This window comes from Sulfurimonas sp. (assembly GCF_026196735.1).
In the GTDB taxonomy this organism is placed as follows: domain Bacteria; phylum Campylobacterota; class Campylobacteria; order Campylobacterales; family Sulfurimonadaceae; genus Sulfurimonas.
The window spans coordinates 1-25,545 of sequence record NZ_JAPHUF010000005.1; the positions used below are offsets into that span (position 1 = coordinate 1).

The 25,545-nt window shown below is 34.3% G+C and carries 29 protein-coding genes; 2 read left to right on the plus strand and 27 right to left on the minus strand.

What is annotated here, in order from left to right; translation table 11 throughout:
* Window positions 1-133: 133 nt before the first annotated feature.
* The 10 genes from mnmA to aroQ form a co-directional block, all read right to left on the minus strand.
* Window positions 134-1,165, minus strand: a complete 1,032-nt coding sequence (gene mnmA / locus OQK60_RS03000) for a tRNA 2-thiouridine(34) synthase MnmA (RefSeq protein ID WP_297684021.1) — start codon at window positions 1,163-1,165, stop codon at window positions 134-136.
* A 5-nt stretch (window positions 1,166-1,170) separates the two neighbouring features.
* Window positions 1,171-1,956 (minus strand): TIGR00730 family Rossman fold protein, encoded by a 786-nt coding sequence (locus OQK60_RS03005; protein ID WP_297683928.1) that lies wholly within the window; start codon window positions 1,954-1,956, stop codon window positions 1,171-1,173.
* 1 nt (window position 1,957) lies between these two features.
* Window positions 1,958-2,818, minus strand: coding sequence for a flagellar motor switch protein FliY (gene fliY, locus OQK60_RS03010; RefSeq protein WP_297683930.1), 861 nt, complete (start codon window positions 2,816-2,818; stop codon window positions 1,958-1,960).
* A 3-nt stretch (window positions 2,819-2,821) separates the two neighbouring features.
* Window positions 2,822-3,922, minus strand: coding sequence for a flagellar motor switch protein FliM (gene fliM / locus OQK60_RS03015; RefSeq protein WP_297683932.1), 1,101 nt, complete (start codon window positions 3,920-3,922; stop codon window positions 2,822-2,824).
* Window position 3,923: 1 nt separating this feature from the next.
* Window positions 3,924-4,607: an RNA polymerase sigma factor FliA gene (locus tag OQK60_RS03020; protein WP_297683934.1), complete on the minus strand. Its 684-nt coding sequence runs from the start codon at window positions 4,605-4,607 to the stop codon at window positions 3,924-3,926.
* Entirely contained in the window at window positions 4,604-4,888 is a 285-nt protein-coding gene (locus OQK60_RS03025; RefSeq protein ID WP_297683936.1) for a hypothetical protein, read from the minus strand. The genes OQK60_RS03020 and OQK60_RS03025 overlap by 4 nt, the downstream gene beginning before the upstream one ends.
* A gap of 70 nt (window positions 4,889-4,958) precedes the next feature.
* Window positions 4,959-5,834 (minus strand): P-loop NTPase, encoded by an 876-nt coding sequence (locus OQK60_RS03030; RefSeq protein WP_297683938.1) that lies wholly within the window; start codon window positions 5,832-5,834, stop codon window positions 4,959-4,961.
* Window positions 5,831-7,105, minus strand: coding sequence for a flagellar biosynthesis protein FlhF (gene flhF, locus OQK60_RS03035; protein ID WP_297683940.1), 1,275 nt, complete (start codon window positions 7,103-7,105; stop codon window positions 5,831-5,833). Before flhF ends, OQK60_RS03030 begins: the two co-directional genes overlap by 4 nt.
* Window positions 7,102-7,590, minus strand: coding sequence for a 2-amino-4-hydroxy-6-hydroxymethyldihydropteridine diphosphokinase (folK, locus tag OQK60_RS03040; protein ID WP_297683942.1), 489 nt, complete (start codon window positions 7,588-7,590; stop codon window positions 7,102-7,104). Before folK ends, flhF begins: the two co-directional genes overlap by 4 nt.
* A 3-nt stretch (window positions 7,591-7,593) precedes the next feature.
* Window positions 7,594-8,073, minus strand: a complete 480-nt coding sequence (gene aroQ / locus OQK60_RS03045) for a type II 3-dehydroquinate dehydratase (RefSeq protein ID WP_297683944.1) — start codon at window positions 8,071-8,073, stop codon at window positions 7,594-7,596.
* Between the two features lie 131 nt (window positions 8,074-8,204).
* Here aroQ and OQK60_RS03050 point away from each other — a divergent pair, with 131 nt between their 5' ends.
* Together OQK60_RS03050 and sppA are read left to right on the plus strand one after the other, a co-directional pair.
* Window positions 8,205-9,425: a metal-dependent hydrolase gene (locus OQK60_RS03050; RefSeq protein ID WP_297683946.1), complete on the plus strand. Its 1,221-nt coding sequence runs from the start codon at window positions 8,205-8,207 to the stop codon at window positions 9,423-9,425.
* A 1-nt stretch (window position 9,426) separates the two neighbouring features.
* A complete protein-coding gene (sppA, locus tag OQK60_RS03055) occupies window positions 9,427-10,296 on the plus strand; it encodes a signal peptide peptidase SppA (protein WP_297683947.1) in 870 nt (289 codons plus the stop codon).
* A gap of 13 nt (window positions 10,297-10,309) precedes the next feature.
* On the opposite strand, the gene OQK60_RS03060 is transcribed toward sppA, so the two are convergent.
* From OQK60_RS03060 to nadA, 17 genes are all read right to left on the minus strand, one after another.
* Entirely contained in the window at window positions 10,310-10,909 is a 600-nt protein-coding gene (locus OQK60_RS03060; protein WP_297683949.1) for a hypothetical protein, read from the minus strand.
* An 8-nt stretch (window positions 10,910-10,917) separates the two neighbouring features.
* A complete protein-coding gene (gene xseA / locus OQK60_RS03065; RefSeq protein WP_297683951.1) occupies window positions 10,918-12,168 on the minus strand; it encodes an exodeoxyribonuclease VII large subunit in 1,251 nt (416 codons plus the stop codon).
* A gap of 21 nt (window positions 12,169-12,189) precedes the next feature.
* On the minus strand, window positions 12,190-12,900 hold the full coding sequence (gene ubiE, locus OQK60_RS03070; protein WP_297683953.1) for a bifunctional demethylmenaquinone methyltransferase/2-methoxy-6-polyprenyl-1,4-benzoquinol methylase UbiE: 711 nt from the start codon (window positions 12,898-12,900) through the stop codon (window positions 12,190-12,192).
* A 3-nt stretch (window positions 12,901-12,903) separates the two neighbouring features.
* Complete coding sequence (gene ribD / locus OQK60_RS03075) at window positions 12,904-13,941, minus strand: bifunctional diaminohydroxyphosphoribosylaminopyrimidine deaminase/5-amino-6-(5-phosphoribosylamino)uracil reductase RibD (protein WP_297683955.1); 1,038 nt, start codon at window positions 13,939-13,941, stop codon at window positions 12,904-12,906.
* 124 nt (window positions 13,942-14,065) lie between these two features.
* Window positions 14,066-14,527 carry a ribosome maturation factor gene (locus tag OQK60_RS03080; RefSeq protein WP_297683957.1) on the minus strand — a complete coding sequence of 154 codons (462 nt, stop codon included), beginning with the start codon at window positions 14,525-14,527 and terminating at the stop codon, window positions 14,066-14,068.
* 2 nt (window positions 14,528-14,529) lie between these two features.
* The gene (gene rbfA, locus OQK60_RS03085; RefSeq protein ID WP_297683959.1) at window positions 14,530-14,880 is read right to left on the minus strand and encodes a 30S ribosome-binding factor RbfA; all 351 of its coding nucleotides are present in this window, start codon (window positions 14,878-14,880) and stop codon (window positions 14,530-14,532) included.
* Entirely contained in the window at window positions 14,877-17,468 is a 2,592-nt protein-coding gene (gene infB, locus OQK60_RS03090; protein WP_297683961.1) for a translation initiation factor IF-2, read from the minus strand. The genes rbfA and infB overlap by 4 nt, the downstream gene beginning before the upstream one ends.
* Complete coding sequence (locus tag OQK60_RS03095; protein ID WP_297683963.1) at window positions 17,452-17,715, minus strand: DUF448 domain-containing protein; 264 nt, start codon at window positions 17,713-17,715, stop codon at window positions 17,452-17,454. Before OQK60_RS03095 ends, infB begins: the two co-directional genes overlap by 17 nt.
* A 42-nt stretch (window positions 17,716-17,757) precedes the next feature.
* The gene (gene thrB / locus OQK60_RS03100) at window positions 17,758-18,639 is read right to left on the minus strand and encodes a homoserine kinase (RefSeq protein WP_297683965.1); all 882 of its coding nucleotides are present in this window, start codon (window positions 18,637-18,639) and stop codon (window positions 17,758-17,760) included.
* Window positions 18,640-18,729: 90 nt separating this feature from the next.
* Window positions 18,730-19,194: a hypothetical protein gene (locus tag OQK60_RS03105; protein WP_297683967.1), complete on the minus strand. Its 465-nt coding sequence runs from the start codon at window positions 19,192-19,194 to the stop codon at window positions 18,730-18,732.
* The gene (gene lpxC / locus OQK60_RS03110; protein WP_297683970.1) at window positions 19,187-20,071 is read right to left on the minus strand and encodes a UDP-3-O-acyl-N-acetylglucosamine deacetylase; all 885 of its coding nucleotides are present in this window, start codon (window positions 20,069-20,071) and stop codon (window positions 19,187-19,189) included. Before lpxC ends, OQK60_RS03105 begins: the two co-directional genes overlap by 8 nt.
* An 87-nt stretch (window positions 20,072-20,158) precedes the next feature.
* A complete protein-coding gene (locus OQK60_RS03115; RefSeq protein WP_297683972.1) occupies window positions 20,159-21,523 on the minus strand; it encodes a M23 family metallopeptidase in 1,365 nt (454 codons plus the stop codon).
* A gap of 4 nt (window positions 21,524-21,527) precedes the next feature.
* Window positions 21,528-22,466: a DHH family phosphoesterase gene (locus OQK60_RS03120; protein WP_297683974.1), complete on the minus strand. Its 939-nt coding sequence runs from the start codon at window positions 22,464-22,466 to the stop codon at window positions 21,528-21,530.
* 26 nt (window positions 22,467-22,492) lie between these two features.
* Window positions 22,493-23,545, minus strand: coding sequence for a flagellar biosynthesis protein FlhB (gene flhB / locus OQK60_RS03125; RefSeq protein WP_297683976.1), 1,053 nt, complete (start codon window positions 23,543-23,545; stop codon window positions 22,493-22,495).
* A gap of 9 nt (window positions 23,546-23,554) precedes the next feature.
* Window positions 23,555-23,719 carry a hypothetical protein gene (locus OQK60_RS03130; protein WP_297683978.1) on the minus strand — a complete coding sequence of 55 codons (165 nt, stop codon included), beginning with the start codon at window positions 23,717-23,719 and terminating at the stop codon, window positions 23,555-23,557.
* Window positions 23,720-23,730: 11 nt separating this feature from the next.
* Window positions 23,731-24,546 carry a carboxylating nicotinate-nucleotide diphosphorylase gene (gene nadC / locus OQK60_RS03135; protein ID WP_297683980.1) on the minus strand — a complete coding sequence of 272 codons (816 nt, stop codon included), beginning with the start codon at window positions 24,544-24,546 and terminating at the stop codon, window positions 23,731-23,733.
* The gene (nadA, locus tag OQK60_RS03140) at window positions 24,543-25,541 is read right to left on the minus strand and encodes a quinolinate synthase NadA (protein WP_297683982.1); all 999 of its coding nucleotides are present in this window, start codon (window positions 25,539-25,541) and stop codon (window positions 24,543-24,545) included. The genes nadC and nadA overlap by 4 nt, the downstream gene beginning before the upstream one ends.
* Window positions 25,542-25,545: the final 4 nt, after the last annotated feature.

The window sequence follows — 25,545 nt, forward strand, 5'->3', positions numbered from 1 at the left end:
ACTTAAGTCCTAAACATTAGGTCTCTGTGTTTGTGGATGGGAATTATAGACAAATCAACCTTTGATGTCAATAGTTTTTTAAAGGAATTTTGGAAGTTTTTTCTCTTTGAGGTGTTTTGGGGAGATTGTGCAATTAATTTTCTTCTATCCAACCACCACCAATTAATTTATTATCATCATAAAATACTGCAGCTTGACCTGTTGCAACTCCAAATACACTCTCTTTTAATGTGACAAATGCTTTATCATCTTTTACAACTACATGACAAGCAACTGCTTTAGTTCTGTATCTTAATTTAACTGTTGTATCAAACTCTTTTTCATCACTATATAGATTTAAATTATTAAGAACTACACTATTACATTCTAACTCTTCTTTTTTACCTACTATGATTTGATTCTTTTTCGCATCAATATCAACTACATAATGTGGCTCATGTGCACCTTTTACAGTAAAGCCTTTTCTTTTGCCAATTGTGTAGTGCATATAACCTTTATGTTCGCCCACTACATTTCCGTCTTTATCTAAAACTTCACCAACTTTATCTACTTCAACATAATCTTTTAAAAGATCTGTGTATGTAGTCTCTACAAAACAGATTTCACTTGATTCACCTTGAGATGCAAAAGATTCTAAGCCGTCAATAGATGCAGCTAACTCTTTTATATCGCTTTTTTTTCTTTCACCTAACGGAAATAGAAGTCTTGGCAAAATATCTTTATGTACATAAAATAAAAAATAACTTTGATCTTTTGTATCATCATCAGCTTCATAAAAATATTTTCCATCAGTTTTAATATAATGTCCAGTAGCTAAAAAATCTGCTCCTATCTTATCTGCATATTTAATCATTTCACCAAATTTCAAACTTCTATTACAGAGTGCGCATGGATTTGGTGTTCTGCCATCTGCATAAGTATCTATAAATGGCTGAAACACTTTTCTGTTAAATGTTTCTTGAAGATCTAATACATGTAGTTTCATTCCGACAAAATCGGCTGCCTTTTGAGCACGGGCAAGATGAATTTCATGATAGCCGGGTTTTGAATGCAGCTTCATATATAAACCCTCTATCTCATAACCCTCTTCTTTTAATAATAATGCTGACATTGTAGAATCAACACCACCGCTCATGCCAACTAAAACTTTTTTACGATTTATCATATTTTTCATTTGTCTTCATTTTTTACTGAATCTATATCTTGCGAGAAATTTGATAAGGATTTATAGTATTTAGTATCAGTTAAACCAACTTCTTCCAAGAGCTCAATCTGTGTTAACAAAGATTCTTCAATCTCTCTAACAACACAATCTAAATCATCAGTCAATCTTATGATTTCAAGGTCGACATCATCTATCATGCCGCTTTTATGTAATTTTTCTTCTATAAACTGTAAAAGTGGTTTATAAAAATCAATACCGATAACAAAGATTTTAACACCTGTCACTTTTCTTGTTTGAACTAAAGTCAAAGATTCAAATAATTCATCTAATGTACCGTATCCGCCAGGAAAAATAACATATGCTATAGAATATTTTACCAACATTACTTTTCTGGAAAAAAAGTAATCAAAATTTAGCTGTTTTGTAGTGTATTTATTTGCTACTTGCTCAAACGAAAGATCAATATTTAAACCGACTGATTCAACATGAGAATGCTCTTTTGCACCTTTATTTGAAGCTTCCATAATTCCAGGGCCGCCACCTGTTATTATATTAAAACCTCTTTCTCCCAACATCGAAGCAAGCTTAGAGGCTTTTTCATAGTATTTATCACTAACATCTGTTCTAGCACTACCAAAAACTGTAACAGATGGCCCAAGATCACCTAATTCTTCGAAGCCTTTAACAAAATCGGCAATTATTTTGAATACGCTCCAAATATCAGCTGATTTTATATCTTGAACATATCTTTTTGCTAATTCATTTCTTCGATCTTGTTTTCTATTTTGCACTTTAAGCCTTAAGTTGAGCCAATCTTTCTCTTTTTGTACCGATTGATGTTATCTGAACACCGAAGTTTCCATCAACAATCACGACCTCACCCTCAGCTATTATATGATCATCAACTAAAATTTCAAGAGGATCATTTGCCAACTGATTAAGTTCAATAACCGAACCAATATCCATATTTAACACATCTTTAAGTAGCATTTTTTTCTTTCCAATTCTAACTTTAACTGGAAGCTTAACATCCATAATTAAAGATATGTTATTCATTTCAGCACTACCAAGTGAAGCTTCTGTATTGTTATTGTCATTACTGCTTTCATCAACTATAGTTTCGGTTGCGGCATCATCAGGAGTACCAAATATAGTCTTTTCGAAATTATCATCCATAATAAACATAAAAAGAGATTTAACAGTTGCAATATTAAAATTATAAACAAACATTTTAGTAAAGTTCTCTAGTGTTACATCTTCATTTTCACCAATATACTCAGCACTTTCAACATTAAACGATAAAACAGGCATCTCTTTTTGAGCAGATAAACTAGTTCCTATAGCTCCAAAAATATTTGATGTGATTTCTTTAGCTGCATCCAAATCATCATCACTAATATCTTCTCTGTCACTCTCTTCATCGCCCATCATCATATCCGATAGTGAAGCTACTAGATTTGGTGTTAAAGCTACCATCGCTGAAGCATCTACTGCACCACTAACATTTATTTTCAAGACCACGATAGGAGGGATTATATTTGATACGATGCTTAAACTTTGTTCTTCTTTTAAATCAAGTGTGGGAGCTTGTCCGATTAGTGCCTCTATAGTAGCAATTGTTTCACTTTCAAATAGCTTCATAAAATCACTCATTACTTACTCCTCATCTTCAATATTATTTTCATTTTGTTCCTGTTGAATAATATCTTTTACACCAGATATTTTATCTCGTCTTGATGTCTCAAAATTCTCTAATGCTCTTTTGACTGCATCTTTTTCTGTATCTATTATATCAGTAATTTGTATCGATTTTCTAAATCGTTTTAATCCTATCTTACCGAGAAATCTATCTTTGCCATCGACACAAAGTCTGACAATATCATCAGCAGGATTCTCAAGTCTAACTACATCACCCTTTTGTAAATCCAAAACTTCTCTCAATGTAAGTTCTGCATCACCCAACATTGCTTCTATGCCAACTTTTGCGCCACCTAAAAGAACTTGAAGTTCATTATTTCTACTCTTTTTTGTACTTGTTTCGTTAAGCATCAAATCTCTACTGGCTAACTTTGGCAAAACAGGCTCAAGTGCTATAACAGGATAACAAACATTCATCATACCCGAACTCTGACCAATAATTATCTCCATTACAACCATCACAACAATTTCATTTTGTGCAACAATTTGAACAACATTTGGACTTGACTCTTTAGACTCAACTGTTGGATAAATATCCATAACAGGAGCCCATGCTTCTTTGAGAGTACTCATCATAACTCTCAGTATTGTCTCAAATAAGTTAAGTTCTATATCTGAAAATTCACGGCTTGCATCAAATGGCTCACCCTTACCTCCAAGAAGACGATCAAGCATAGGAAAAGCAATAGAAGGATTTATCTCTATAACTCCACTTCCCTCTAATGGCTTAATTGAAAAAACATTAAAACTAGTTGGATTTGGCAGGGACATAAGAAATTCGCCATATGTCATCTGATCAACTGAATGAAGTTGAATCTCAACAATAGAACGCATTATAGAAGATATCTGAGAAGCTAGTGATCGTGCCATCTTATCATGAATACCACGAAATGCACGCAGCTGCTCTTTTGAAACTCTGTTTGGTCTCTTAAAGTCGTAAAGTGTTACTTGCCTCTGTGAAAAAGCACCGGAATCATCTCCATCAAAAATTTCCTCACCTTCATCTTCAACGACATCTAAAAGAGCATCTATTTCTTCTTGTGAAAGTATATCTGCCATATTATGCTCCTATACTCTCTTTGATTTTATGAATAACTGATTTATGAATTTGTGATATTCTAGATTCTGTTATATTTAAAATCTCACTTATCTCTTTAAGTGTCAGTTCTTCAAAGTAGTAAAACTGTATTACAAGCTGTTCTCTCTCAACAAAATCTCCAAGAACTTTCTTGATAACATTAATTAATTCTTCTTTCTCTATTTGAGCAAGTGCTGCACCCTCGTCACCAACCTGTAGTTGATCATGAAGAGGCATAACCGTGTATATAGTTGAAGCGATTCTCGCATCATGTACTTTTTCAATACTCTCATCTAAGAGTATAGCCAACTCTTCATCTGTCGGCTCTTCTTCATGTGTCACTCTGTACTCTTCGATAGCATAATCAATTGCTTTAACCAGTTTTCTGCTGGCACGAGAGAGTATATCTAAGCTTCTTAGATAATCAAGCATAGCACCATAAACTCTTTTTTTTGCATAACCCCAAAAAGAGTCATTAAGTTTTTCATCATATCTTCTGGCTAATTTTATAAGCTCTTCGGTTCCAATTGCAGATAAGTCCATATAGTCAATAGAACTTGGCAGTCTCTCTTTAAGTCGAAATGCCATTGCTTTAACAGCAGGCAAATATTGGATAGCAAGTTCATCTTCTTTGTGCTTGATATCTTGTGTGTAAGCCTCAATCATGATTTCTTTCCATTATCTTCTGCATTCATTTTAACCGCCGCGTCTGCGATTTTCACAGCTGAATCTATCAGTTTTTCTCTTTTATTTATTTCAGTCACAAATAAATCAAGTTGTTTTTCGTGTAATATTTTAGGAAAAAAATAAACTTTTCCTGTTACGGTTTTGTAATAAAGGGCAGTTATAACATGAGAAAACAGATAAAAGAATATTGTAATAAACAAAGTATATACTAGCAGACCTTCTGCATCAAATGATTTTAATATGCCGAATATTATTCCCATAAAAAAACCTTGAACAGTAAAAAAGTATACAAAATTTTCACCTAACATATATGCTTGCCCCAAATTTGAGTTAGAAATGCTTAACTAGACGCTTAAAAAGCCCCGATAATCCGCTTTCACTAGGAGTAACTAGCACATTTCGTTCCAAATTATTGTTTATTTTATTTGCAATTCCTTCTATATCTTTATACACCCCAGAAGATGGGTGAACAGCACTAAAGAGTGCTCTTTGTTTCACACAAGAAGATACTTTTGCATCATTATTGATTTTTCCCATAAATTTCAAATCTAAATCACCGCCAATATTTGCCAATGCTACTTTTTTTATCTTTTCATACACTGCCAATGCTTCTTTTTCACTTTTTACCTGATTCATAACTAGGTTAATATCATCTCTAAAAGTTGCTATCGATTTTATGGTAGCATAAGCATCTGTTATTGCGGCTGGGTCCGGCACAGTAACAACTATGACATCATCTGCCACATCAACAAACATTTTGATATGTTCACCTATACCTGCTCCTGTATCAATAATCATTACATCAAGCTTGTCTAACACCTCAGCTTCACTCATAAACCTATCAAAAAGAGCTTTATCAGAGTACTTGAGTATCTCATCACCGCTCTCACCTGGAATCAATATAAGATTTCTAGTAACAGGGATTAATATATCAGCAACAGTAGCCTCACCTTTTAGTACATGTAATATGTTTTTTTTGATCTTTACATTAAACATAACATCTAAATTTGCCAGACCGATATCAGCATCAAATATACCTACATTAAGTCCACTTAAAGATAAAACATAAGCCAGATTAGAACTTATTGTGCTTTTTCCAACACCACCTTTTCCACTTGTTATTGCTATAAAACGAGTCTTTTTAGATTTCTTTTTTTCATTTGATGCTACGAGTTCTTCTAGTTTTTTAGCCTGATTCCCAATCATGCTTTACTCCTATTAAAACCGTTAAGCAAACACTCAATCAAGAAATCACTGCTGGCACAAACTAAATCTTCAGGGACTTCTTGACCAACAGAAAAATAACTTATTGGTTTTTTTGTCTCGTATGACAAAGAGAATATATTTCCAAAACCTCTTGTTTCATCTAACTTGGTAAACATAAGAGTATCAATACTGAGAGATGAAAAATTATCATATGTTGCTTTTAAATCTTCATATTTTATAGAGCTTGGCATCACAAGAACTACATCTATATTATATTTAACATCATTTCCATCCAAGCACTCATATATCTTTTCTATTTTGTCTTTATCATAAGGGCTAGAACCCATAGTATCAATTAGAATATAGTCACAATACTTCAGCGAATCAAGTGCAGATGCAAAATCTACAGGATCTACAACTGTCTCAATCCCAAGCTTCATCATTCTTGCATACTGCATCAACTGTTCAACTGCACCTATGCGATATGTATCTAAAACTACCAAACCTACTTTGTATTTTTTCTGCATAAGATACGAATATCTTGCCGCTAATTTCGCTACTGATGTCGTTTTACCCACACCAGTAGGACCGACTAACATAATAACTTTTTTATTTCCTACAGAGGGAGTACTCTCAAGTCTAACAGGTACCATCTTTCTAAGAAGAGTTTGAAAATATCTTTTAACCGTAGATGAGTTTTCTCTCATTTTAAAAGGCATATGCTCCAATGTAGTTCTCATAATACCGTCTAAGTGCTCTTTATTCATTCCACTTTGAGAAGCTAAGCGATATATTTCAGCAAATTCTGCCGGAATATGATTTTCTAAGTTAGGTGCTTTCTCATCCCAAAACATATTTTGGATAAGTTTAACTTTATCACCTAACTTGGAGATTTCTGATTTGATTTCTTTTAACTCTTTTGGCTCAAAAGAAGCATTGGGTGGCTTGATATCCTGATAACCGTAAAGAGGGTCTTTAACATCTGCGATTTTTGAAATCTGCTTTGCAGCATTTGAGATATCATACAAGACATCAGCGCTTTTTTGAGTTAGCGGTCTCTCATCTCTTGGAGTAGATGAAGCTTTTTGATAAGTGGTATGTTCTAACTCTTTTTCTATGCCCATAACTATTTCATAAATAGCTTCACGACCCAATGCTTTTTTTTGAATCTCTTTTGTATCAATATGAAACATCTGGTCATAATTTTCATCCATTTTGGCTTTTTTTAAAGCCTCAGATGGTGTTCGTCCAGTAAAAGTCAGTATCTTCATCTATTTAAATCCATTAACGGTATCAACACACTCTCTCGTTTAAACCACTGTGGATGTGGAATTTGTAATTTCGGTTTTCTAACAACTCTGTTATCAAAAAAAATAATATCCAAATCTAGCGTCCTTGGAGCGTTTGCAAAACTTCTTTTGCGTGCAAATTTTTTTTCTAATCTCATCAAATAATTTAAAAAAAGTATGGGTTGCATACTAGTTTTCAAAACAATTATTGAATTAAAAAAATCATCCTGGTCTACAAAACCAAAAGGAGGATTTTTCAAAATCAATGATGTTTTCAATAGTTCAACTCTTTTGTCTCTTCTTAGATAATTAAAAAGGTGTTCAAACCTTCGTTTGACATCCCCAACATTTCCACCTATCCCGACAGTTACACTGTAACGATGGGAACTTTTTTCTTTACATGTGATACCAAAATGCAAGCCTTTGATAGTCGTTAAACTATCACTTAGCTTACGCTTTAAATACATATATTATTTAGCCTCTGCAGCTTGTTTTTGAGCTGCTTGTACTGCTTGAACTTCACTCATGATTTGCAACATACCTATCATTGCCATATGGTAACCAAAAGGACCAAAACCAACAACAGATGATGTACAAACCGGTGCAATCATATTTGTTTTTCTAAACTCTTCACGACGGTGAATATTTGAAATATGAACTTCAATAGTTGGAAGATTAACAGCAGAGATTGCATCACGGATAGCTATAGAAGTGTGAGTATATGCAGCAGCATTGATAATAATACCATTTGCCTCACCATAACACTCTTGAATTTTATCTACAATTTCACCCTCAAGGTTACTTTGAAAAAACTCTATTTCCATCTTGTTTTGATCAGCAACATCTTTCATTTGAGCATGTATCTGCTCTAACTTCATTGGACCATATATATTTTGTTCTCTAACACCCAACATATTTAAGTTTGGTCCTTGAATTACTACTATCTTCATCTTCTGCCTTTTTATTAAATAGTTTAAACTTTTAAGGAGTTATTTTAGCAAAAGTAATATTAAAAAAGAGTTGCAATGTAAAAAAGTGTATAATCCCACTTATATTTACAAATTTAATTTTAGAGAAAAAAATGCAGATAATATCACCAAACTACATACTTACACCCGAAGAATTACTTTGCGACATGTCAATTGCTTTTGATAATACAATCAAAAAAATAGCACCGATTGAAGAACTGATAAAAGAGTTTGCTGATGCTAAAGTAACAACACTTAAAACAAATTCACTGCTAATGCCCGGTCTTATAAATGCACATGTACATGTAGAGTTTAGCGCCAACAAAACTGATCTTAGTTACGGTGACTTTATGAGCTGGCTTTACAGTGTTATAGAGAATCGTGAAGATCTTATAAGCGGGTGCAACAAAGAGTGTATGAGCAAAGCAATCGATGTGATGCTCGAGTCTGGAATCACTACTTTTGGAGCGGTAAGTTCACATGCTATGGATTTAGAAGCTTGTGCAAACGCTGCACAAAATGTTGTCTTTTTCAATGAACTCATAGGGTCTCAAGCGACTATGGCTGATGCACTTTTTACTGATTTTTTATCAAGATTAGATGCTTCAAAAAGTGTACAAAGGGATGGCTTTTACCCTGCTGTTGCAATTCATTCTCCTTACTCTGTTCACCCAGTTTTAATAAAAAAAGCACTAGAAATTGTTAAAAATGAAAAGCTTAAACTAACTGCACACTTTATGGAGAGTCAAGCGGAGAGAGACTGGCTAGATAACAATGATGGTGATTTTAAAGAATTTTTTGAGACTTTACTCAAACAAAAAAGTGCCGTTAGTGATTCTAAAGAGTTTTTAAAGTACTTTGATGAGCATAAAACACTACTGACACATGTAGTTAAAGCAAATGATGATGAGCTTAAGAGTATTTCATCTAACAAACATACCATTATCCACTGTCCCATATCCAACAGACTTTTGGGAAACGGCGCTATTGATTTAACAAAACTTGACGAGCAAAATATCGACTGGGTTACAGCTACTGACGGTCTTAGCTCAAACTATAAACTTGATCTTTTTGAAGAGATGAAAGTTGCACTTTTTATGCACTCAGAACTGCCTCTATTGGACTTAGCAAAAAAACTTATAAACAGTGTAACAAAAAATGCGGCAGATGCTCTTGGACTAAATACAGGAGAAATAGCAGAAGGTAAAAATGCTGACATGCTTGTACTAGATTTAGATAAAGAACCTAATGATGAGTTAGCCATTCATTTAATACTTCATAGATATAATATATCTAAGATTTACATTAATGGTAAATTGCAAAAGGACAACTAGTATGGAATTTATAAAAAAATTATTTTCACCTATAACAGCGACAATGAGTTTTATTCAAAACCACTTCAAGGCTATGATATTTCTCCTTATACTTTTTCTGATTTTTGCACCAAAAGATGATGTAGACTTTACTCCAAACAACCTTCAACAAATCAACATAACGGGGCCTATTATCATGGCTGCAGATGTTATAAAACAAATTGACGATGCAGCATCAGAAAAGTCAATAAAAGGTGTAATGATAGTTATAGACTCTCCTGGCGGTGCTGTTGCCCCATCTATTGAAATTGCTTATGCAATAAAAAGATTAAAAGCTAAAAAACCGGTAGTTGTATATGCAAGCGGGACTCTTGCTAGTGGAGGCTACTATGCAAGTATATGGGCAGATGAAATCATAGCAAATCCTGGCTCAATGGTCGGTAGCATAGGTGTTATTATGCAAGGTGCTGATCTAAGTGAACTTATGAGTAAAATAGGCATAAAAACTCAAAGTGTTCAAGCCGGAAAATATAAAAAAGTAGGTACCGGAGATAGACAATGGACCACATATGAAGTCAATGAGCTAAATAAAGTCATCAATGGAACTTATGACTTATTTGTCAGCGATGTTGCAAACGCAAGAGGTTTAGATATAAACAAAAGAGATATGTACGCTAATGCTCACATATTTACGGCACATCAAGCTCAAAAAGTTGGTTTGGTTGATAAAATTGGTGTTTCTTATGACGCTAAACAAAGAGTAATTGAACTAAGCGGAGTAAGCAAACCTCTATGGAATCAAGAAGATAAATTTGACAAACTTTTGAAAAAGCTCTCGGCTACTACAGCCACTACACTTTATACCTATTTTCCAAATTTAGTATTAAAATAAAACAGCAGAGGTTTTAAACCTCTACTACTCTAATAACTCTGTTTGTATTTTCAAAAATTCTTTTTACTCTATCTTGCCAAAGTTTACCAAACTCTTTTATTTCACTAGGCTCTGCATGGCCGCCCATCATTTTTTGCATTAATGGACCCATATTTTGATCAGGAGCAATTGAAGATGGATCATAATATACATCTACACTTTTACCGGAATCAACTCTAGTAAACCTTGCAGAAGAGTTAATATTTGCACTAAAATCCATAAGAGAGTGACGAGCAAACTTTCCAGCCAATCCTTTAAAACCACTCTCATCTGTAGCACCTGTTATTTGAGAAACAACATTACTGATAACACCCGTCACACCCTCTTGCATCGGCTCTTTAAACTCAACCTTAATATTTCCACGCACAGCCAATTCACCTGGATATAGTGCCTTTAAAGCTTCAGCTGTAATTAGGTATGCTCCGGCAACAGTTGGACAACTATGTCCAGCTGATTTAACAACATCTAAAAAATTAAACTCATATTTTCCCATCTCAAACGCACCTAAAACATTTGATAGCGGGTCTACTACCTTTATAACTTCTATCTTCTCGAAAAACTCTGGATAATTCATATAAACTCCTATATATTATTTCTTTTAATCACTTTTGCACTTATGCTGACTTTATCACTCTGCGCCTCAAAAATATCATCTACATGTAGAGATGAAATATCAATAACTCTTGAGTCTTTTGATATTTGCGCAAAACCTTTTTTACTCTTTAGTTTTGGATTGTTTGATTCTAACATCTTTTGCAAAGTTATAACTTGATTTTGGGCAATATTAATCTTGGAGTCTATAACATGAGGAAATCTAGTTTTAATATTTTCAAGCTCTTTTGAAAAGCTTTGGATTTTAAAAGAAACAGTTTGTGCAAATGACTCTTTTATCTGTTTAATTTCTTGAAGTTTTTGTGTTATTTTCTTTTCAATAGAGTGCCGAGAATAAGAATTTGAAATATGTACAAGTTCTTGTTTTGCGTTAAAAGTTTTTTGCAACACTGTTTGTGTCAATTGGGCTGATAGGGCGTCAATATATTGATAAAGTTCGTTCGTATCGGGTAGACACATCTGCATTGCAGCACTTGGTGTCGGAGACCGTAAATCTGCTACAAAATCACTTATAACCCAGTCTATTTCATGACCTACTGCAGAAATTATAGGTGTAACAGCTTTAAATACCGCATCTGCTACTATCTCTTCGTTAAATGCCCACAAATCTTCTATGCTGCCGCCACCACGACCAATTACAATGATGTCATAATCTTTAGTATCACTTACAGCTATGGCATTTGCTATTGACAAAGCAGCACTATCACCTTGAACTAAGACATCATAGACATCTATCTCTACAGCTCTGTATCTGCTGTTTGCAACACGAAGCATATCCTGCAAGGCTGCTCCGGTAGCAGATGTAATGAGTGCAATTTTTTTTGGAAACTTTGGAAGTTGTTTTTTAATCTCTGGAGCAAAATATCCTTTATCAGATAGTTTTTGTTTTAATTGCTCATACGCCAAAGCCAAAGCACCCTGACCTGATGGCTGAATACAAAAGCAGTTTATCTGATACTCTCCGCGAGGTTTATAGAGTGTAATAGCACCGTCAAGGATAACTTTTTGTCCCTCTTGAAGTTGGAACTTTAATTTTGAGGCATTGCCTTTAAACATTACAGCTTTTAAAGTTGAAGTAGAGTCTTTTAGTGTAAAGTAGATGTGTCCGCTGTTGTGAAAAGTTATGCGAGAGAGTTCTCCCTCGACTAAAACTCTAGAAAATGTGGTCTCTAAAAGAGTCTTTATCTGTTCGTTTAGTGATGAAACACTTAAAACATTCAAAGTTTCATCCTTTTTTGAAGATTATTTTTTTCTTGCTATTAAAAGAGTTGATATATCCATTGAAAAACTTTTTGTGTAAAGCATCTCAAATCCAGCATTTACTAATTCATTTTGCATATTTTCTACTGTAGAAAAATCTTCTATAGAGTTAGGCAGATACTCGTAAGCTTCTAGATTTTTAGAGATAAAACCGCCAACTTTTGGCAAAATTCTATTCATATAAAAGTCTCTTATTTTTCCAAGAGTAGATGGGTTTTCATTTCTCATAAATTCTAAAATTACTACAAGTCCATCTTTTTTTAGAACTCTATTGAACTCATCAAGTGCTTCTTTTCTCTCAACAACATTTCTAATACCGTATGTGATACTTAAAATGTCAGCACTTGAATCTTCAATAGGAATTTCTGTCGCTTTTGAAATATGATAATTGAATTTAGGGTATTTTTCTCTCGCAACATCAACCATACCATTTGATGGGTCAACTCCAACAATCTCACCAATTGCGATACCGTTAACTTCTGCTCTAGTTTTCCAAAAGTTCATCATATCACCGGTTCCACATGCCACATCAACTATTCTATCAAGAGAATCTTGCCCATAGAACTCATAAGCCAAATCACAAGCTTTTCGTCTCCAGCTCTTATCTACACCCATACTCATAACACGATTTGCAGTGTCGTATGTTGGTGCGATATTATCAAACATTGATACGATTTTTTCTTGCTTATTCATAATTTATATTTCCCTTTTCATCCACATTATTATATCTTGCTCTTCTTTTTGTATATTTAAAATTTCAAATTTGTCATCTATTTTGTTAAAACTGCTATTTCCACCAAATGTTGGAGCTAAAAAACATAAATAATAATCAGTAATATTACGAGTAAGCTCAAACATATTTGAGCTTCCCTCAATCATTATATTTTTATAATTGTCCAAGCTTGATAAATTATCAGAGATTATCACTTTTCTGTTTTTTACATTAAATAGAGCAATACTCTTGTCAAACTCTGTAGAATTTGACAAGATTAATATATCTGGAGCTTTTCCATCTACCAATCTTGCATCAAGAGTTGGCCTATCCGTCCTAACTGTGTTTCCACCAATTACTAGCAAATCACATACATCTCTCATGGCATGTGTTATTGTTCTCGACTCTTTGGAACTTATAATTCCATCATCAGTAGTGCCATTAAGTCTTTGTGCCCATTTAAAAAAGACAAATCTTTTTTGACTCCACTTATTAAATGGTTTTAGTAACGCTTCACACTCTTTTGCTAATATACCAGTCTCTACATGCGCCCCGGAGGAAGTGCCCTTGGGGTATAAATCTGCATTGCGCACTACTTCATTGCCGCCTGATGCTTCTACATTTAAGTCATTTGAACCGACAAAAAGTTTTTTAATCCCCAAAGAAGCGATAAGAGTTGCACAAGATGGTGTTTTTCCAATATGTGAACATGGCTCTAAAGTCGTATAAAGTGATATATTTTTAAAACAATTATTGTGATTTTGCAAAAGAAATGTGTGGATATCAGCAGATAAAGTAAGTTCTAAAATTTTTTCATCATTTGTAAGTTTAAAATAGGCAGATTTGAGAGCTTGAACTTCTGCATGAGGCCCGCCTGCGCGTTTATGAGCTTCAACAGCTAAAACTTCGCCATTTATCCCAACAACGGTGCAGCCCACAGCGGGATTTGGATATGTTAAACCTTGATATTTCCAAGCCTCTTTAAGGGCGAGGTTCATATAAAAGTTGTTATCTACTACCATTACATTGTCCTACACGGATAAGGAGCAAAGCCCCTCATCCTGCATTAACACTAGGTTTTCTTCGGCAGAAAGCCCATGCCCCAAGGGCATTTCTTTTGGGGCGCGCACAGTAAGCCGTGCTATATTACCATTCAAAGTATGTTCTAGCTTTTGAAATTTCTCCATAATCTACAGAGACCTCTTCGCCATCAACTTCTACAAATATTTTAGAGTCTTCAACTTTTTTAAGTGTTCCTCTGAGTTTATCTCTAACTTTGTCTACAGCTTTTAGATTTAAAGAAACTTTTTCTCCGACACTCATAGCAAATTGCTTTAAAGAAGTTAATTTTCTCTCGATTCCAGGACTACCGACTTCAAGTCTATAATCTCCAGAAACCGGAGGTGTAACATCAAGAAGTGGTGATATAAGATGAGTTAAGTCGACGCAAGCATCAAGACTGATAGGTTTTCTTTTTCCATTTTCTACTTCTGTTGAAAGTACACTTACTCTATATATTGTCTCATCACCTTCGCTTACAATTGAAGTATCAAAAAGCTCTAAATCAACAGACTTTACTAATGAATTAATATCACTCTCTAAACTCATTTTTAATCCTTAGCTATTTTTTTAAAAAGTTCTTCAAGATTTTGAGACTTTTTAAGTTGCTCGTCAAATTCAAATGTTAACTTTGGAGAACGAAACCAGCCCTGATCTTTCAAACAAAAAGATTCTATAATAGGACGAGCTTTGCGAAGTAGTTTAAGATAGTCTCTTTTTTCTTGATCACTAAAAGAAGCCGGATCAAGAAAAACTTTTGCATCACTTTTTCCACGAGAACATTTAACTTCGATTACATTTATCTCATGTAATCTTTTGTCATTTAAACTGCCAAGAGCTTCTGGAATCAATTCTAAAAGAATCGACTCTGTTCGCTTTAGTTTAATCTCAGCTTCTGTCACAGAGAAACTTTTTGCTCAACTTTTTTGAATGTTTCTATTACATCACCAGCTATAATATCATCGTAACCTTTTATACCAACACCACATTCGTAGCCGTTTCCAACTTCTTCTACATCGTCTTTGAAGCGTTTAAGAGAAGTAAGTTCACCTTCGTGAATAACAACACCGTCACGGATAACACGAACAAGACCGCCACGGATTAGTTTACCATCAACAACAATACAACCCGCAATCATGCCTTTAGGTGTTTTAAATGTTTCTTTTACATCTGCTTGACCGGTATTTTCTTCGTTATATTTTGGAGCCATCATACCAGTTAGCATACCTGTAACATCATCAAGAAGTTGGTAAATAATAGAGTAGTTTCTAATCTCTATTCCTCTTTGTTTAGCAAGTGCTTTAACTGCACCCGTTGGACGAATGTTAAATCCAAGAAGTACACAGTTTTCACTTGCACTAGCCAACTCTACATCATTTTCAGTAATCCCGCCAACTCCAGTAGAGATAACTTCAACTTTTACCTCGTCATTTCTAAGTTCATTGAGTGAAGACTTAAGTGCTTCAAGTGAACCGTGAACATCCGCTTTAAGAACGATTTTAAGAGATTTAAGGTTACCCTCTGCAATCATTGAAGTCATATCTTCTAAAGTTGACTTTTTAGAGTGTGAAAGCTCTTTGTGCCTGTCATACTCATGTCTTTTTTGAGCATACTCTTTAGCTTCTTTATCACTGCCCATTGCAGTCATAATTTCACCGGATGCCGGAACTTCATTTAAACCAACAACTTGTGCCGTATGACTTGGCAATAAAAATTTTACCTGCTTGTTGTTTTCATCAATAAGAGCTTTTACACGCCCATGAGCACTACCACAAACAACATAGTCTCCAACTTTTAGTGTACCATTTTGAACAATTACTGTAGCAACCGGTCCACGACCTTTTTCTACTGAAGATTCAACAACAGCAGCTTTTGCCATAGCATTTTCATTAGCTTTTAGCTCTAGTACATCTGCAGTAAGAAGAATATTTTCAAGTAAATCATCGATACCCATCCCACTTTTTGCAGATACAGGAACGAACTCTATATCTCCACCCCAATCAGCCGGATTAATGCCGCGCTCAGCCATCTGACCTTTAACCAAGTCCGGTTGTGCTGTCTCTTTGTCCATTTTATTCAATGCAACAATAATCGGCACACCTGACTCTTTAGCCAGTTTTATAACCTCTTCAGTTTGAGGTTTAACACCATCATCGGCTGCAACAACAATAATAATAATATCTGTAATATCGGTACCTCGTTGACGCATATGTGAGAATGCCGCGTGACCAGGAGTATCTAAAAATGTAATAGGTTTACCATGCTGCTCAATCGTATAAGCACCAATATGCTGAGTAATTCCACCAGCTTCGCCTTCAGAAACTTTAGCATTTCTAATTGCATCCAAAAGTGAAGTCTTACCATGATCAACATGACCCATAATAGTAATTACAGGAGGTCTCTCAGTAGCATCTGGATCTTCTTCAATGTTTTCCTCTGCATGAGTGAACTCATCTTTTGGATCAATAATTGTAACTTCAACACCAAATTCTTCAGAAAGTATCTCAATCTCGTCACTGCCTAAGAAATCATTTTTAGTCATCATCATACCAAGATCAAAAAGAACTTTTATGATATCTGACATTGGACGGTTGAGTTTTTCAGCAAACTCATATACACGAATATCTTCAGGAATTTCTACATGAGTTATAATTTCATCTTCTTGAGCAGATTTAGTATATTTTTTTCTCTTATCACGAGAAACTTTTCTACCTCTAGGAGCTGCTTTTTTATTTGCATTTCTTCCAGCCGGTTTAGGCACTCTTGGCTTTTTAGGCTGTTCAGGCATCATTTCACGGCGCTCTGTAGAGTTTAAATCAAGTAGGGTAACTTGTTCACCCATATCCATTGATACATCTGACATAGAACCGCCAAAGATATCTATCTTTATTCCTTGTTCTTGTTTTTTTGCAGCTGCAGTTACTTTAGCTTTTTTCTTAGTTGCTAGCTCTTCTAGAGCTTCCGCACTCATTTTGCCATATGATGATACCGAAGCTTGTTTTGCAGGAGTACTATAAGCTACTTCTTCAACTTTTGGTTTTTTCTTTTTAACAATTTTAAGACCAGATCTTTTAATCACAGTTTTTGCAGGCTCAACTACAGCTTCAGGAGCTTCTTTGCTCTCATGATCAGTCGTCTCTTTTTTAGTTTCTATTTTTTCCACTTCAGGTTTAGTATCTTCTTTAGGCTCTATTTTTTCTTTTAGCTCAGAAGTTTTTTTCTCTTCTTTGGGAGTAGTTTGTTCAGGAGTTTTTTCTTCTTTTATAGGAGTATCACTTTTTACTTTTTTTGGAGCTTTTACTTCCGGTTTTGCTGCTTCTACAGTCTCACCATTAATAATAAAATTTGCTAGTTCTTCAGCTTGTTCCATTGTTACTGAGCTTTGTGCTGACTTTACTTCTATGTCCATCTCTAAAGCTTTTTTAATTACATCTTTTGAAGCTATTCCTAACTCTTTTGCAATTTCGTGTACTTTAACTTTTTCTGTCATCAGTGATGATCTCCTTTAGTATATTCGAAAACTTATCTTTTTCGTTACTTTTGCATTGACGCATAAGTGCTTTTAAAACCTTTTTCTGGTCTTTAAGACAAAATTCACATAAATAAAAACTTCTACCAGTACCTCTAAAAAGACTAAGCTGTGAATTTTCACATTGAAGTCTAAGAAGTTTATTCTGTGTATCTCTTTGCCTACAAGATATACACATTCTAAGAGGTTGATTAAATTTTTTCGCCATTGTATCTAAAACTTCCTTGATTTAATAGAAGATAGTCTTAACTTATCTATCTATAATTAGTCCGTCATTATCAAAATCCAATACTTTAACCGTAAAATCTGGAAACTTTTGACTTAGTTTATTTGCAATCATTAATGAATCTTCATCATAAGCCATTGAAAAAAATGTAGAACCGCTCCCTGAGAGCGTACTCATTAGTGCCCCGCTCTCATACGCAACTTTTTGCACACTAAAAAGCTCTGGCAGAGTTTTCATTCTTGCTTTTTGATGAAATCTATCTTGTGATGCCAGTTTTAGTATCTCCCAGTCTTCATTAAAAAATGCAGCAACACTTAGTGCAGTATGTGAAAGGTTATAAACAGCATTCTCTTTTGAGTAAGATTTTGGCAGCAGTGTTCTTGCTCTTGATGTACTTATTGGTTTGTTTGGTATAACTACAACAGCCTTTATATAATTTGGCAAATGTTTTTTTTGAGAAAACACTTTACCTTTTTCTACAGTAGCAACATTAAAGCCGCCCATTACTGCCGGAGTTATATTATCTGGGTGTGATTCATAAACTAATGCGTGGTTAAGTATTCTTCTTTTAGAGACTCTTATGCCTGCAGCTTCATGAGCACTTGCGATTGCGGAAACTATAACTGCTGATGAGCTTCCAAGTCCTCTTGACATCGGTATTTGATTATAAAAAGTAAATTTGAAATTCTGTCTTTTTTTAGTTAATCTATTGTAGTGTTCATTAAAGATACTAACAAAAAGGTTGTTGCCTTTAAGTCTAGGATTATTTTCACCCTCACCTTTTATGCTAACACTGAAAAATTTAGAGGCATGAAATTCAACTCTGTTTCTTAAATCAACTGCTAAACCTAAAGAATCAAACCCTGGACCAAGATTTGCACTAGTTGCGGGTACGCTTATTGTCACATTTATCCTTTTTGACAACATCTCATATAATTTCAACAAAGTCAAAATTATATTTATTCACTAAAGCTTTGCCTTTGGCAATAAGAAGTTTTAACTTCCCACAGCTCCAATGCCGTAAATAGGTGAAGATGTTGTATTAAACTCACTATAATCAAGCACATCAGGAAGTCTAAAATTGGCATCCGGTGCTATTTCTAATTTTTGAGTTTTTATTTCTGATGAAATTTTAACAAAAAATAGCTTTCCAATCGCTTTTATTGGTTGATTTTCATTAAAATAAAATGCATCTGTTGCAAAAAGTGGTATTTTTTTTAAAATACTAATAGATTTTAGAAAAATATATGCGATTTTTATAGCCATAAAACTGCCTGGGCCATTAGCAAAAAAAAGTTTTTTGATTTCATATTTATTTGAGAGCTCGCTGTATAGTTTAGGCAAAATATCTGAGCTTTTTTCTTTACTTACAATAGAGTCTATCAACTTGTTATCTTCGTATATTCCAATTTGAATAGGAGAACAAAGAGTTATAAAAACTAAGTCAACACTCTTAGGCATACGCTTTTTCTAGCTCTTTTGTTTTTTCGCCAATTAGTTCTACAACTTCATAATTGTCTGTATTTTTTAATAGTTCAAGTGTAAGTTTATGATTAAGATCGTGACTTCCAGCCATCGCCTCATAATTACCGACAAAATTCATCCCGATAAGTGCCATATCGCCAATGGCATCTAAAATCTTATGTCTTACAAATTCATCTGGAAATCTAAGCCCCTCAGGATTTAAAACTTTTTTCTCGTCTAGTACGACAGCATTTTCCAGTGAACCTCCAAGTGCCAGACCTTTTGAACGAAGGTATTGTACTTCATGCAAAAAACCAAAAGTTCTCGCTCTAGAAATTTCATCTTTATAGCTTTGTTTATTGAAATGTAAAACATACTCTTGCTTTTGTATAACCGGATGAGGAAACTTAATAGTAAAATTATATTTTAAATCAGGTGATGGAGATAATTTTACATATTTATCTCCTTCTTGCACTATTACATCTTTTTTAATACGCATAACTTTTTTAGGTGCACTAAGTTCTTGAGTGCCGGCTTCATCCAAGAGCATACAAAAACTTGCACTGCTCCCGTCCATAACAGGAATCTCATCCGCATCAACAATAATTCTGAGATTGTCAATTCCATAGGCATAAATAGCTGAGAGCATATGTTCAATAGTTGATATAACATAGCCGTCTTTTCCTATAACGGTAGCCATTTTTGTATCTACTACATTTTCTGGAATTAACGGAATAGCAACATCTACATCATTGCGGTAAAATATTATTCCGCTATTTTCTTCTAGCGGTTCAAGTTTTAATTTTACTGCAGAGCCTTTATGAAGACCTATTCCGACTAACTCGACAGTTTTTTTTATAGTAGTTTGATACATATTATTTGTCTCCTTTATCAAAGAAGTTAATTCTTTGACAAACTCCTCTCACTGAAGTTACACCTGTCGGTGAAAAAAATTTCATTTTTATCCTCTGTCTATAATCTCTTTGGCGCTTTTAATTACATCGCCAATATTTAGCTTCATCCAAGTACTGTCCATCCACTCTGCCGGGCGAACTTCAATACCTTGAATAAGAACACCAAAATGTAAATGATCTCCCATAGCATATCCGCTTTTACCTGTGTTTGCCATATGTGTTCCAGCTATAATAGAATCTCCTCTATTTACATTAAGCGTTGAACAGTGCCCATAGAGTGTATATAATCCTAAGCCATGATGAACAATCGGCATATTTCCATATAGTCCATTATAGTCTGAAAATACAACTTCACCATCATTTTGCGGCTTAATTTTTGCCATTGCATTACTAGCCATATCTAATCCCAAATGATATGACTCGCTTATATATTCACTGTTATAAGTATATTTTCTATGATCTCCAAAATGAGCTACAACAGCAGCATTTTTAAGAGGATACATCTTATTTAGCTTAAAGTCACTAATCATCTCATCAGAGACCTTGGATGTTATTTCATGAATCAGGTTTTCATTTTTTTCTCTGATGTCTTCATTTATAATTTTAAATTGCTCTATAGAATCTGTTACTCCTTGAGTTTCCATAAACTCTTCAGCAAGCTGGGCAATTTTTCCATTTAAAAACTTATCAGTAATTTTAATATTTGACACTCTGTATTTTTTATCTTTTAAATATAAAGGCACTGAAGTTTTTGCACTATTGTTTGCATAATCTTTTGCAATGATTGTAGCACTGAAATTTGTCTGAGTAATCGGCCATGCCAATAAGGATATATAATACCCTTCTTTATAAAATGGCTGTGGCTTAAATTTTTTATCAAAATTTGTTTGAATATAAATCTCTTTTAAATTTTCATCACTTGCCTGGAATATAACAAGAGCCGCTCCACCCTTTTTAATCTTATATGAATTAGCTATAACACCAAGTTGTGGTCGCTTTTTATCGACCTTTAATTTATACTCTTTTAAAGTGCTATTTCCGTTTAAAAAGTTCCATTTACTAGCATCATTTGCCTCTATTACGATCCTAATTTCGTCATCTTTCATCGCATAAGCACTTTTTGGTGGTTCTACTTTAAGATTTATTGATTTTTTTATCTCAAGGAATTGTTCAGAGTGTAGAGTTGTAGCACCGCCGCTTGTTTTTAAAACAACTTTATATGATTTCAATCCACTCTTATCTTCGATTGAAACATCAAGTGGTGTTTTTAGATTCCAATAACCATTATTTTCCATTGTAATTTTTGGCATATCTCTTTCAAACATTGCAGAAGTGTACACATAAAAAGCTCCTATTATTACTACCGCAATTAAAAACATCACACCATATGAAGATTTATTTTTTTTTCTCATCAAACTACATTTCCTTATTAATTAAATTTAAAACTTCTGTTTTTGCATCTTCTAAAGTTACATCAGAACTAATATTAAAGCCTGCTCTGCTTGCATGACCTCCACCGCCAAAAACTGATGCTATTTTTGAAGCATCAACATCACCGTTTGAGCGTATAGAACCTTTTATACTAAAGTCACTGTTTTGTCTTACTAACATAGCAGTCTCTACATGTGGAAGATAAAGAGACTCTTCTAAAGCACTCTCACAATCCGTGCCAAGCGCTCCGGTTGATTTCATATCTTCATCACTAATACAAAAAATGGCAACTCTTGCGTCACCTACTAGAGTCATGTTGGTAAACATAACTCCTTTAAGTCTTAAAGCTGCAAGAGACATACTTTTGACTATGTTTTTGTTGCAGGTTTTAAACTCTGCTCCACACTCTATTAACTCCCTAACAACAGCAAATGTTGTGCCATCGACTTGCTCATCCATAAAAGCATTTGAGTCATCTAAAATTCCGCTATAAATAGCAGTTGCCATTTTTTTATTTATTTTTATATTGTTTTGTTTAAAAAAGTCATATAAAACCATCGATGTGCTAATCGCACTTTTATCAACAAGATTTAGTGCTGCAAAATTGTTATTACTTTCATGATGATCTATGTTTATCAAATCACACTCTAGCTCAACACCTACTCTCTTTATATCGCCACAATCTAATGAAATTGCCAAATCTGCAGAGCTTGGAAATGAATTTCGTATCTTTTCAAACCACGGCATAAACGACAACTTGGTATCAATATTTTTAGTTTTGCAATACCATGATACTTTTTTATGTTTTTGAAGCAGATATGTATACATAGCACTCGCACTACCTATCGAGTCAGCATCAGGATTTACATGTGAAATTACAACAATATGCTTGGCGCTATCTATTTTACTTAATATCTCATTCAAACTTATATCTTTTTCGAGATTATATACTATTTTTTATTCATTTTATAAACATAAGCCAATACTTCTGCTACAGCAGCAAAAAGTTCATTAGGTATTGGTTTGTCTATATCTACCTGAGCGTACAGACTTCTAGCTAATGGAGGATTTTGAACTACATGTACATTGTTTTCGCGAGCAATTTTTTTAATTTGTTGAGCGATATTATCCATACCTTTTGCTACAACAATCGGAGCATGTGATTTTGCTTCATCGTATTTTATAGCCACGGCGTAGTGAGTTGGATTTGTTATAACAACATCTGCATTTGGAACTTCAGACATCATTCTTTTTCTTGATGATTCCATTTGAATTTGACGAATTTTGGCTTTTATCATCGGATCTCCATCCATGTTCTTCATCTCATCTTTAATCTCTTGCTTACTCATTTTTAGTCCATCAAAATACTGTTTTCGCACTATTACAATATCTATCATCGCAAAAACAAAAATAATCAAAAGCATAACAAAAGCAATTATCAACATTTTATCTTTGAGCCAATCTAGCTGATCACCAAGACCAAAAAGAGCCACTGTTGGAAGCTCTATAATAAAAATAAAGAAAAATACGAAACCAATCCCTAGAGTTGTAAAAGATTTAAAGGTTACCTTTACTCCCTCTATAATCTTTTTCATTGAAAAAAGATTTTTAGAGCCCTTTATTGGGTCTATTTTTTTAAAATCAGGCACAATTGCTTTTGTCGTAAAAAGAAACCCAAATTGAGCTAAAGCAGCAACAACACCTGCAATAGCTACTGCTATTGTCAAAGGCATTATAATAAACAAGAATTCTCTGACGGTGATTAGGGCTATATCAATCATCAATGCTTTATCAAGATGCATGCCTATAAGTGAGAAGTAATATTTAAACAGAAAAACCATATGAGAACTCATATATGGAAAGAGTAATAAAAAAGATAAAATTGCAACAAAAAGAGTTATTACTCCAGAAGTGTCTTGGGATTTGGGAACATTGCCTTCTTTTCTGGCATCCTCTATCTTTTTGGGGGTGGGTTCTTCGGTTTTTTCCTGATCATCTGCCATCAAAATCTCCTAGAAGAACACAATTAAATCTTGAAAAGATTTTACTTTTGGGAATGCTAACCAATGGCATTCTCCATTATAAGTAGCCATAGCGGCTTTAGCGTAGAAAAAGAGACGAGTTTCTTTTTCGTTCAAAACAGTGTAATCTTCGGTTTTTTCCTGATCGTCAGCCATAAGAATTTATCCTATGACATTTTCATCGATATATCAATCCAATTTGCTTGATGGATAAGAGAACCGCAGCTTATTGCATCAACTCCACTTTTAGCATAAGACTCTATAGTTTCAAGTGATATATTTCCACTAGCTTCTACAAGTACATGTGAAAAATTTTCATCCCTATAAGCTACAATTTCTTCAATTTGACTTGGAGTCATATTATCGCACATTACTATATCACAGCCGGAAGCAAAAGCCTCTTTTGCCATTTTGAAAGTTTCTGCTTCAACTTCTATTTTTGAAGTAAAAGGAATCTGCTCTCTTGCTTTAGTAATATAGCTCTTTAAATCTTTAATAGTTTTTAGATGAGTATCTTTTATCATCAATGAATCATCAAGACCCATACGGTGGTTGACCGCACCGCCGCATCTAGTAGCGTACTTCTCAAATACTCTTAAAAGAGGTCTTGTTTTTCTGGTATCTAAAAGTTTAACACCATAAGGCTCTACAATTTGTGCATATTTTTTTGTAAGTGTCGCGATAGAACTAGCATGAAGAACCATATTTAAAAGTGTTCTCTCGATTTTAAGAACTGTATGAGAATCACCGCGAATGATTGCTAAGATGTCATGCTCTTTAAAAGCTTCACCGTCTTTTTTGCCCCAAACAACTTCAAAGCCTTCCAACTCGGCTAAAACATCTACATATTTTTGCCCGGCAAATATACCATCGCTCTTTGCAATAATGTCGGCCTTAGCATCTACACTTGGCTCAACCAATGCATACAAATCGCCACGACCGACATCCTGAGCCAGAGTATCTTTTACAAAACTTTCTATCATAACGCCAGCATTCTATCTAATGCAATTTTTGCCCACTTTTGAGTATGTTCATCTATTTGTATTTCATTTAGAGGCTCGTCCTCATCAATGGATTTTAATATGTCATAAACATCTTGCAAAGTTGTCTCATTCATAGTCGGACACTCCGGTTTTGTAGAAGAGAGAACATAAGTATTTTTTGGACGAAGACGATTAACAAGATTAAACTCTGTTCCAACGGCAACTTTTTGGTCTTCTGGCAACCCTTTGATGTACCTAATAAGCTGAGAAGTGGAACCGACAAAGTCTGATGCTGCACAGATGGCAGGGTCGCACTCAGGATGAACAGCTATCAAAATACCCGGAAATTTTTTACGATAAAACTTTATGTCATCTACTGTAAAAAGCTGATGAACAGAACAAAAACCGTTAAAACAGATGATATCAGCATCAGCCGGGTTTGTGCCATCGCCGAGAACGCTAGACTTAAGTCCCATTTGATTTGCAATATTTTGCCCTAAACATCTGTCCGGAACAAAAAGAATCTTTTTGCCCTCTTTTAGAGCTGTTGTAATAATTTTTTTGGCATTTGAACTTGTACAGACCATACCGCCCATTTCAGCCACTTTTGCTTTTACTTCTGCATTTGAATTTATGTATGTAATCGGTAAAATATTCTCGTTTGTTATGCCAGCTTCATTAAGTGCTTTTACAGATTTATCAAACTGAACACCGTCAATCATAGTCGCCATTGCACAACACGCAACTTTTGGCATAACTACGCGTTTATGAGGTGAGAGAACTTTAACACTTTGTCCCATAAATCCTACACCGCAAAATACGACAAACTTAGAGTCATCAGCCATTGTTTTTTGTGCTAATTCAAGTGAGTCTCCTGTAATGTCGCCAACCTCAAAAACTTCGTCTCTTTGGTAAAAGTGTGCAACAACTGTTACATCCAACTTTTTTTTGTATTCGTTAATTTTTTCTTTTAATTGTTCAGTTGTAAGCTGCAAAAAA

Coding starts and splice junctions, on each gene's coding strand:
- fliM (WP_297683932.1), bottom strand. CDS start 3,922: ATGGCAGATATACTTTCACAAGAAGAAATAGATGCTCTTTTAGATGTC.
- OQK60_RS03115 (WP_297683972.1), bottom strand. CDS start 21,523: ATGAGAAAAAAAAATAAATCTTCATATGGTGTGATGTTTTTAATTGCG.
- OQK60_RS03050 (WP_297683946.1), top strand. CDS start 8,205: ATGCAGATAATATCACCAAACTACATACTTACACCCGAAGAATTACTT.
- OQK60_RS03060 (WP_297683949.1), bottom strand. CDS start 10,909: ATGAATTATCCAGAGTTTTTCGAGAAGATAGAAGTTATAAAGGTAGTA.
- flhB (WP_297683976.1), bottom strand. CDS start 23,545: ATGGCAGATGATCAGGAAAAAACCGAAGAACCCACCCCCAAAAAGATA.
- OQK60_RS03105 (WP_297683967.1), bottom strand. CDS start 19,194: ATGCCTAAGAGTGTTGACTTAGTTTTTATAACTCTTTGTTCTCCTATT.
- fliY (WP_297683930.1), bottom strand. CDS start 2,818: ATGAGTGATTTTATGAAGCTATTTGAAAGTGAAACAATTGCTACTATA.
- OQK60_RS03095 (WP_297683963.1), bottom strand. CDS start 17,715: ATGGCGAAAAAATTTAATCAACCTCTTAGAATGTGTATATCTTGTAGG.
- infB (WP_297683961.1), bottom strand. CDS start 17,468: ATGACAGAAAAAGTTAAAGTACACGAAATTGCAAAAGAGTTAGGAATA.
- OQK60_RS03130 (WP_297683978.1), bottom strand. CDS start 23,719: ATGGCTGACGATCAGGAAAAAACCGAAGATTACACTGTTTTGAACGAA.
- ribD (WP_297683955.1), bottom strand. CDS start 13,941: ATGGTAGTAGATAACAACTTTTATATGAACCTCGCCCTTAAAGAGGCT.
- folK (WP_297683942.1), bottom strand. CDS start 7,590: ATGTATTTAAAGCGTAAGCTAAGTGATAGTTTAACGACTATCAAAGGC.
- aroQ (WP_297683944.1), bottom strand. CDS start 8,073: ATGAAGATAGTAGTAATTCAAGGACCAAACTTAAATATGTTGGGTGTT.
- OQK60_RS03025 (WP_297683936.1), bottom strand. CDS start 4,888: ATGGGAATAATATTCGGCATATTAAAATCATTTGATGCAGAAGGTCTG.
- OQK60_RS03020 (WP_297683934.1), bottom strand. CDS start 4,607: ATGATTGAGGCTTACACACAAGATATCAAGCACAAAGAAGATGAACTT.
- flhF (WP_297683940.1), bottom strand. CDS start 7,105: ATGAAGATACTGACTTTTACTGGACGAACACCATCTGAGGCTTTAAAA.
- OQK60_RS03030 (WP_297683938.1), bottom strand. CDS start 5,834: ATGATTGGGAATCAGGCTAAAAAACTAGAAGAACTCGTAGCATCAAAT.
- lpxC (WP_297683970.1), bottom strand. CDS start 20,071: ATGTATCAAACTACTATAAAAAAAACTGTCGAGTTAGTCGGAATAGGT.
- ubiE (WP_297683953.1), bottom strand. CDS start 12,900: ATGAATAAGCAAGAAAAAATCGTATCAATGTTTGATAATATCGCACCA.
- OQK60_RS03080 (WP_297683957.1), bottom strand. CDS start 14,527: ATGAGTTTAGAGAGTGATATTAATTCATTAGTAAAGTCTGTTGATTTA.
- nadC (WP_297683980.1), bottom strand. CDS start 24,546: ATGATAGAAAGTTTTGTAAAAGATACTCTGGCTCAGGATGTCGGTCGT.
- mnmA (WP_297684021.1), bottom strand. CDS start 1,165: ATGATAAATCGTAAAAAAGTTTTAGTTGGCATGAGCGGTGGTGTTGAT.
- sppA (WP_297683947.1), top strand. CDS start 9,427: ATGGAATTTATAAAAAAATTATTTTCACCTATAACAGCGACAATGAGT.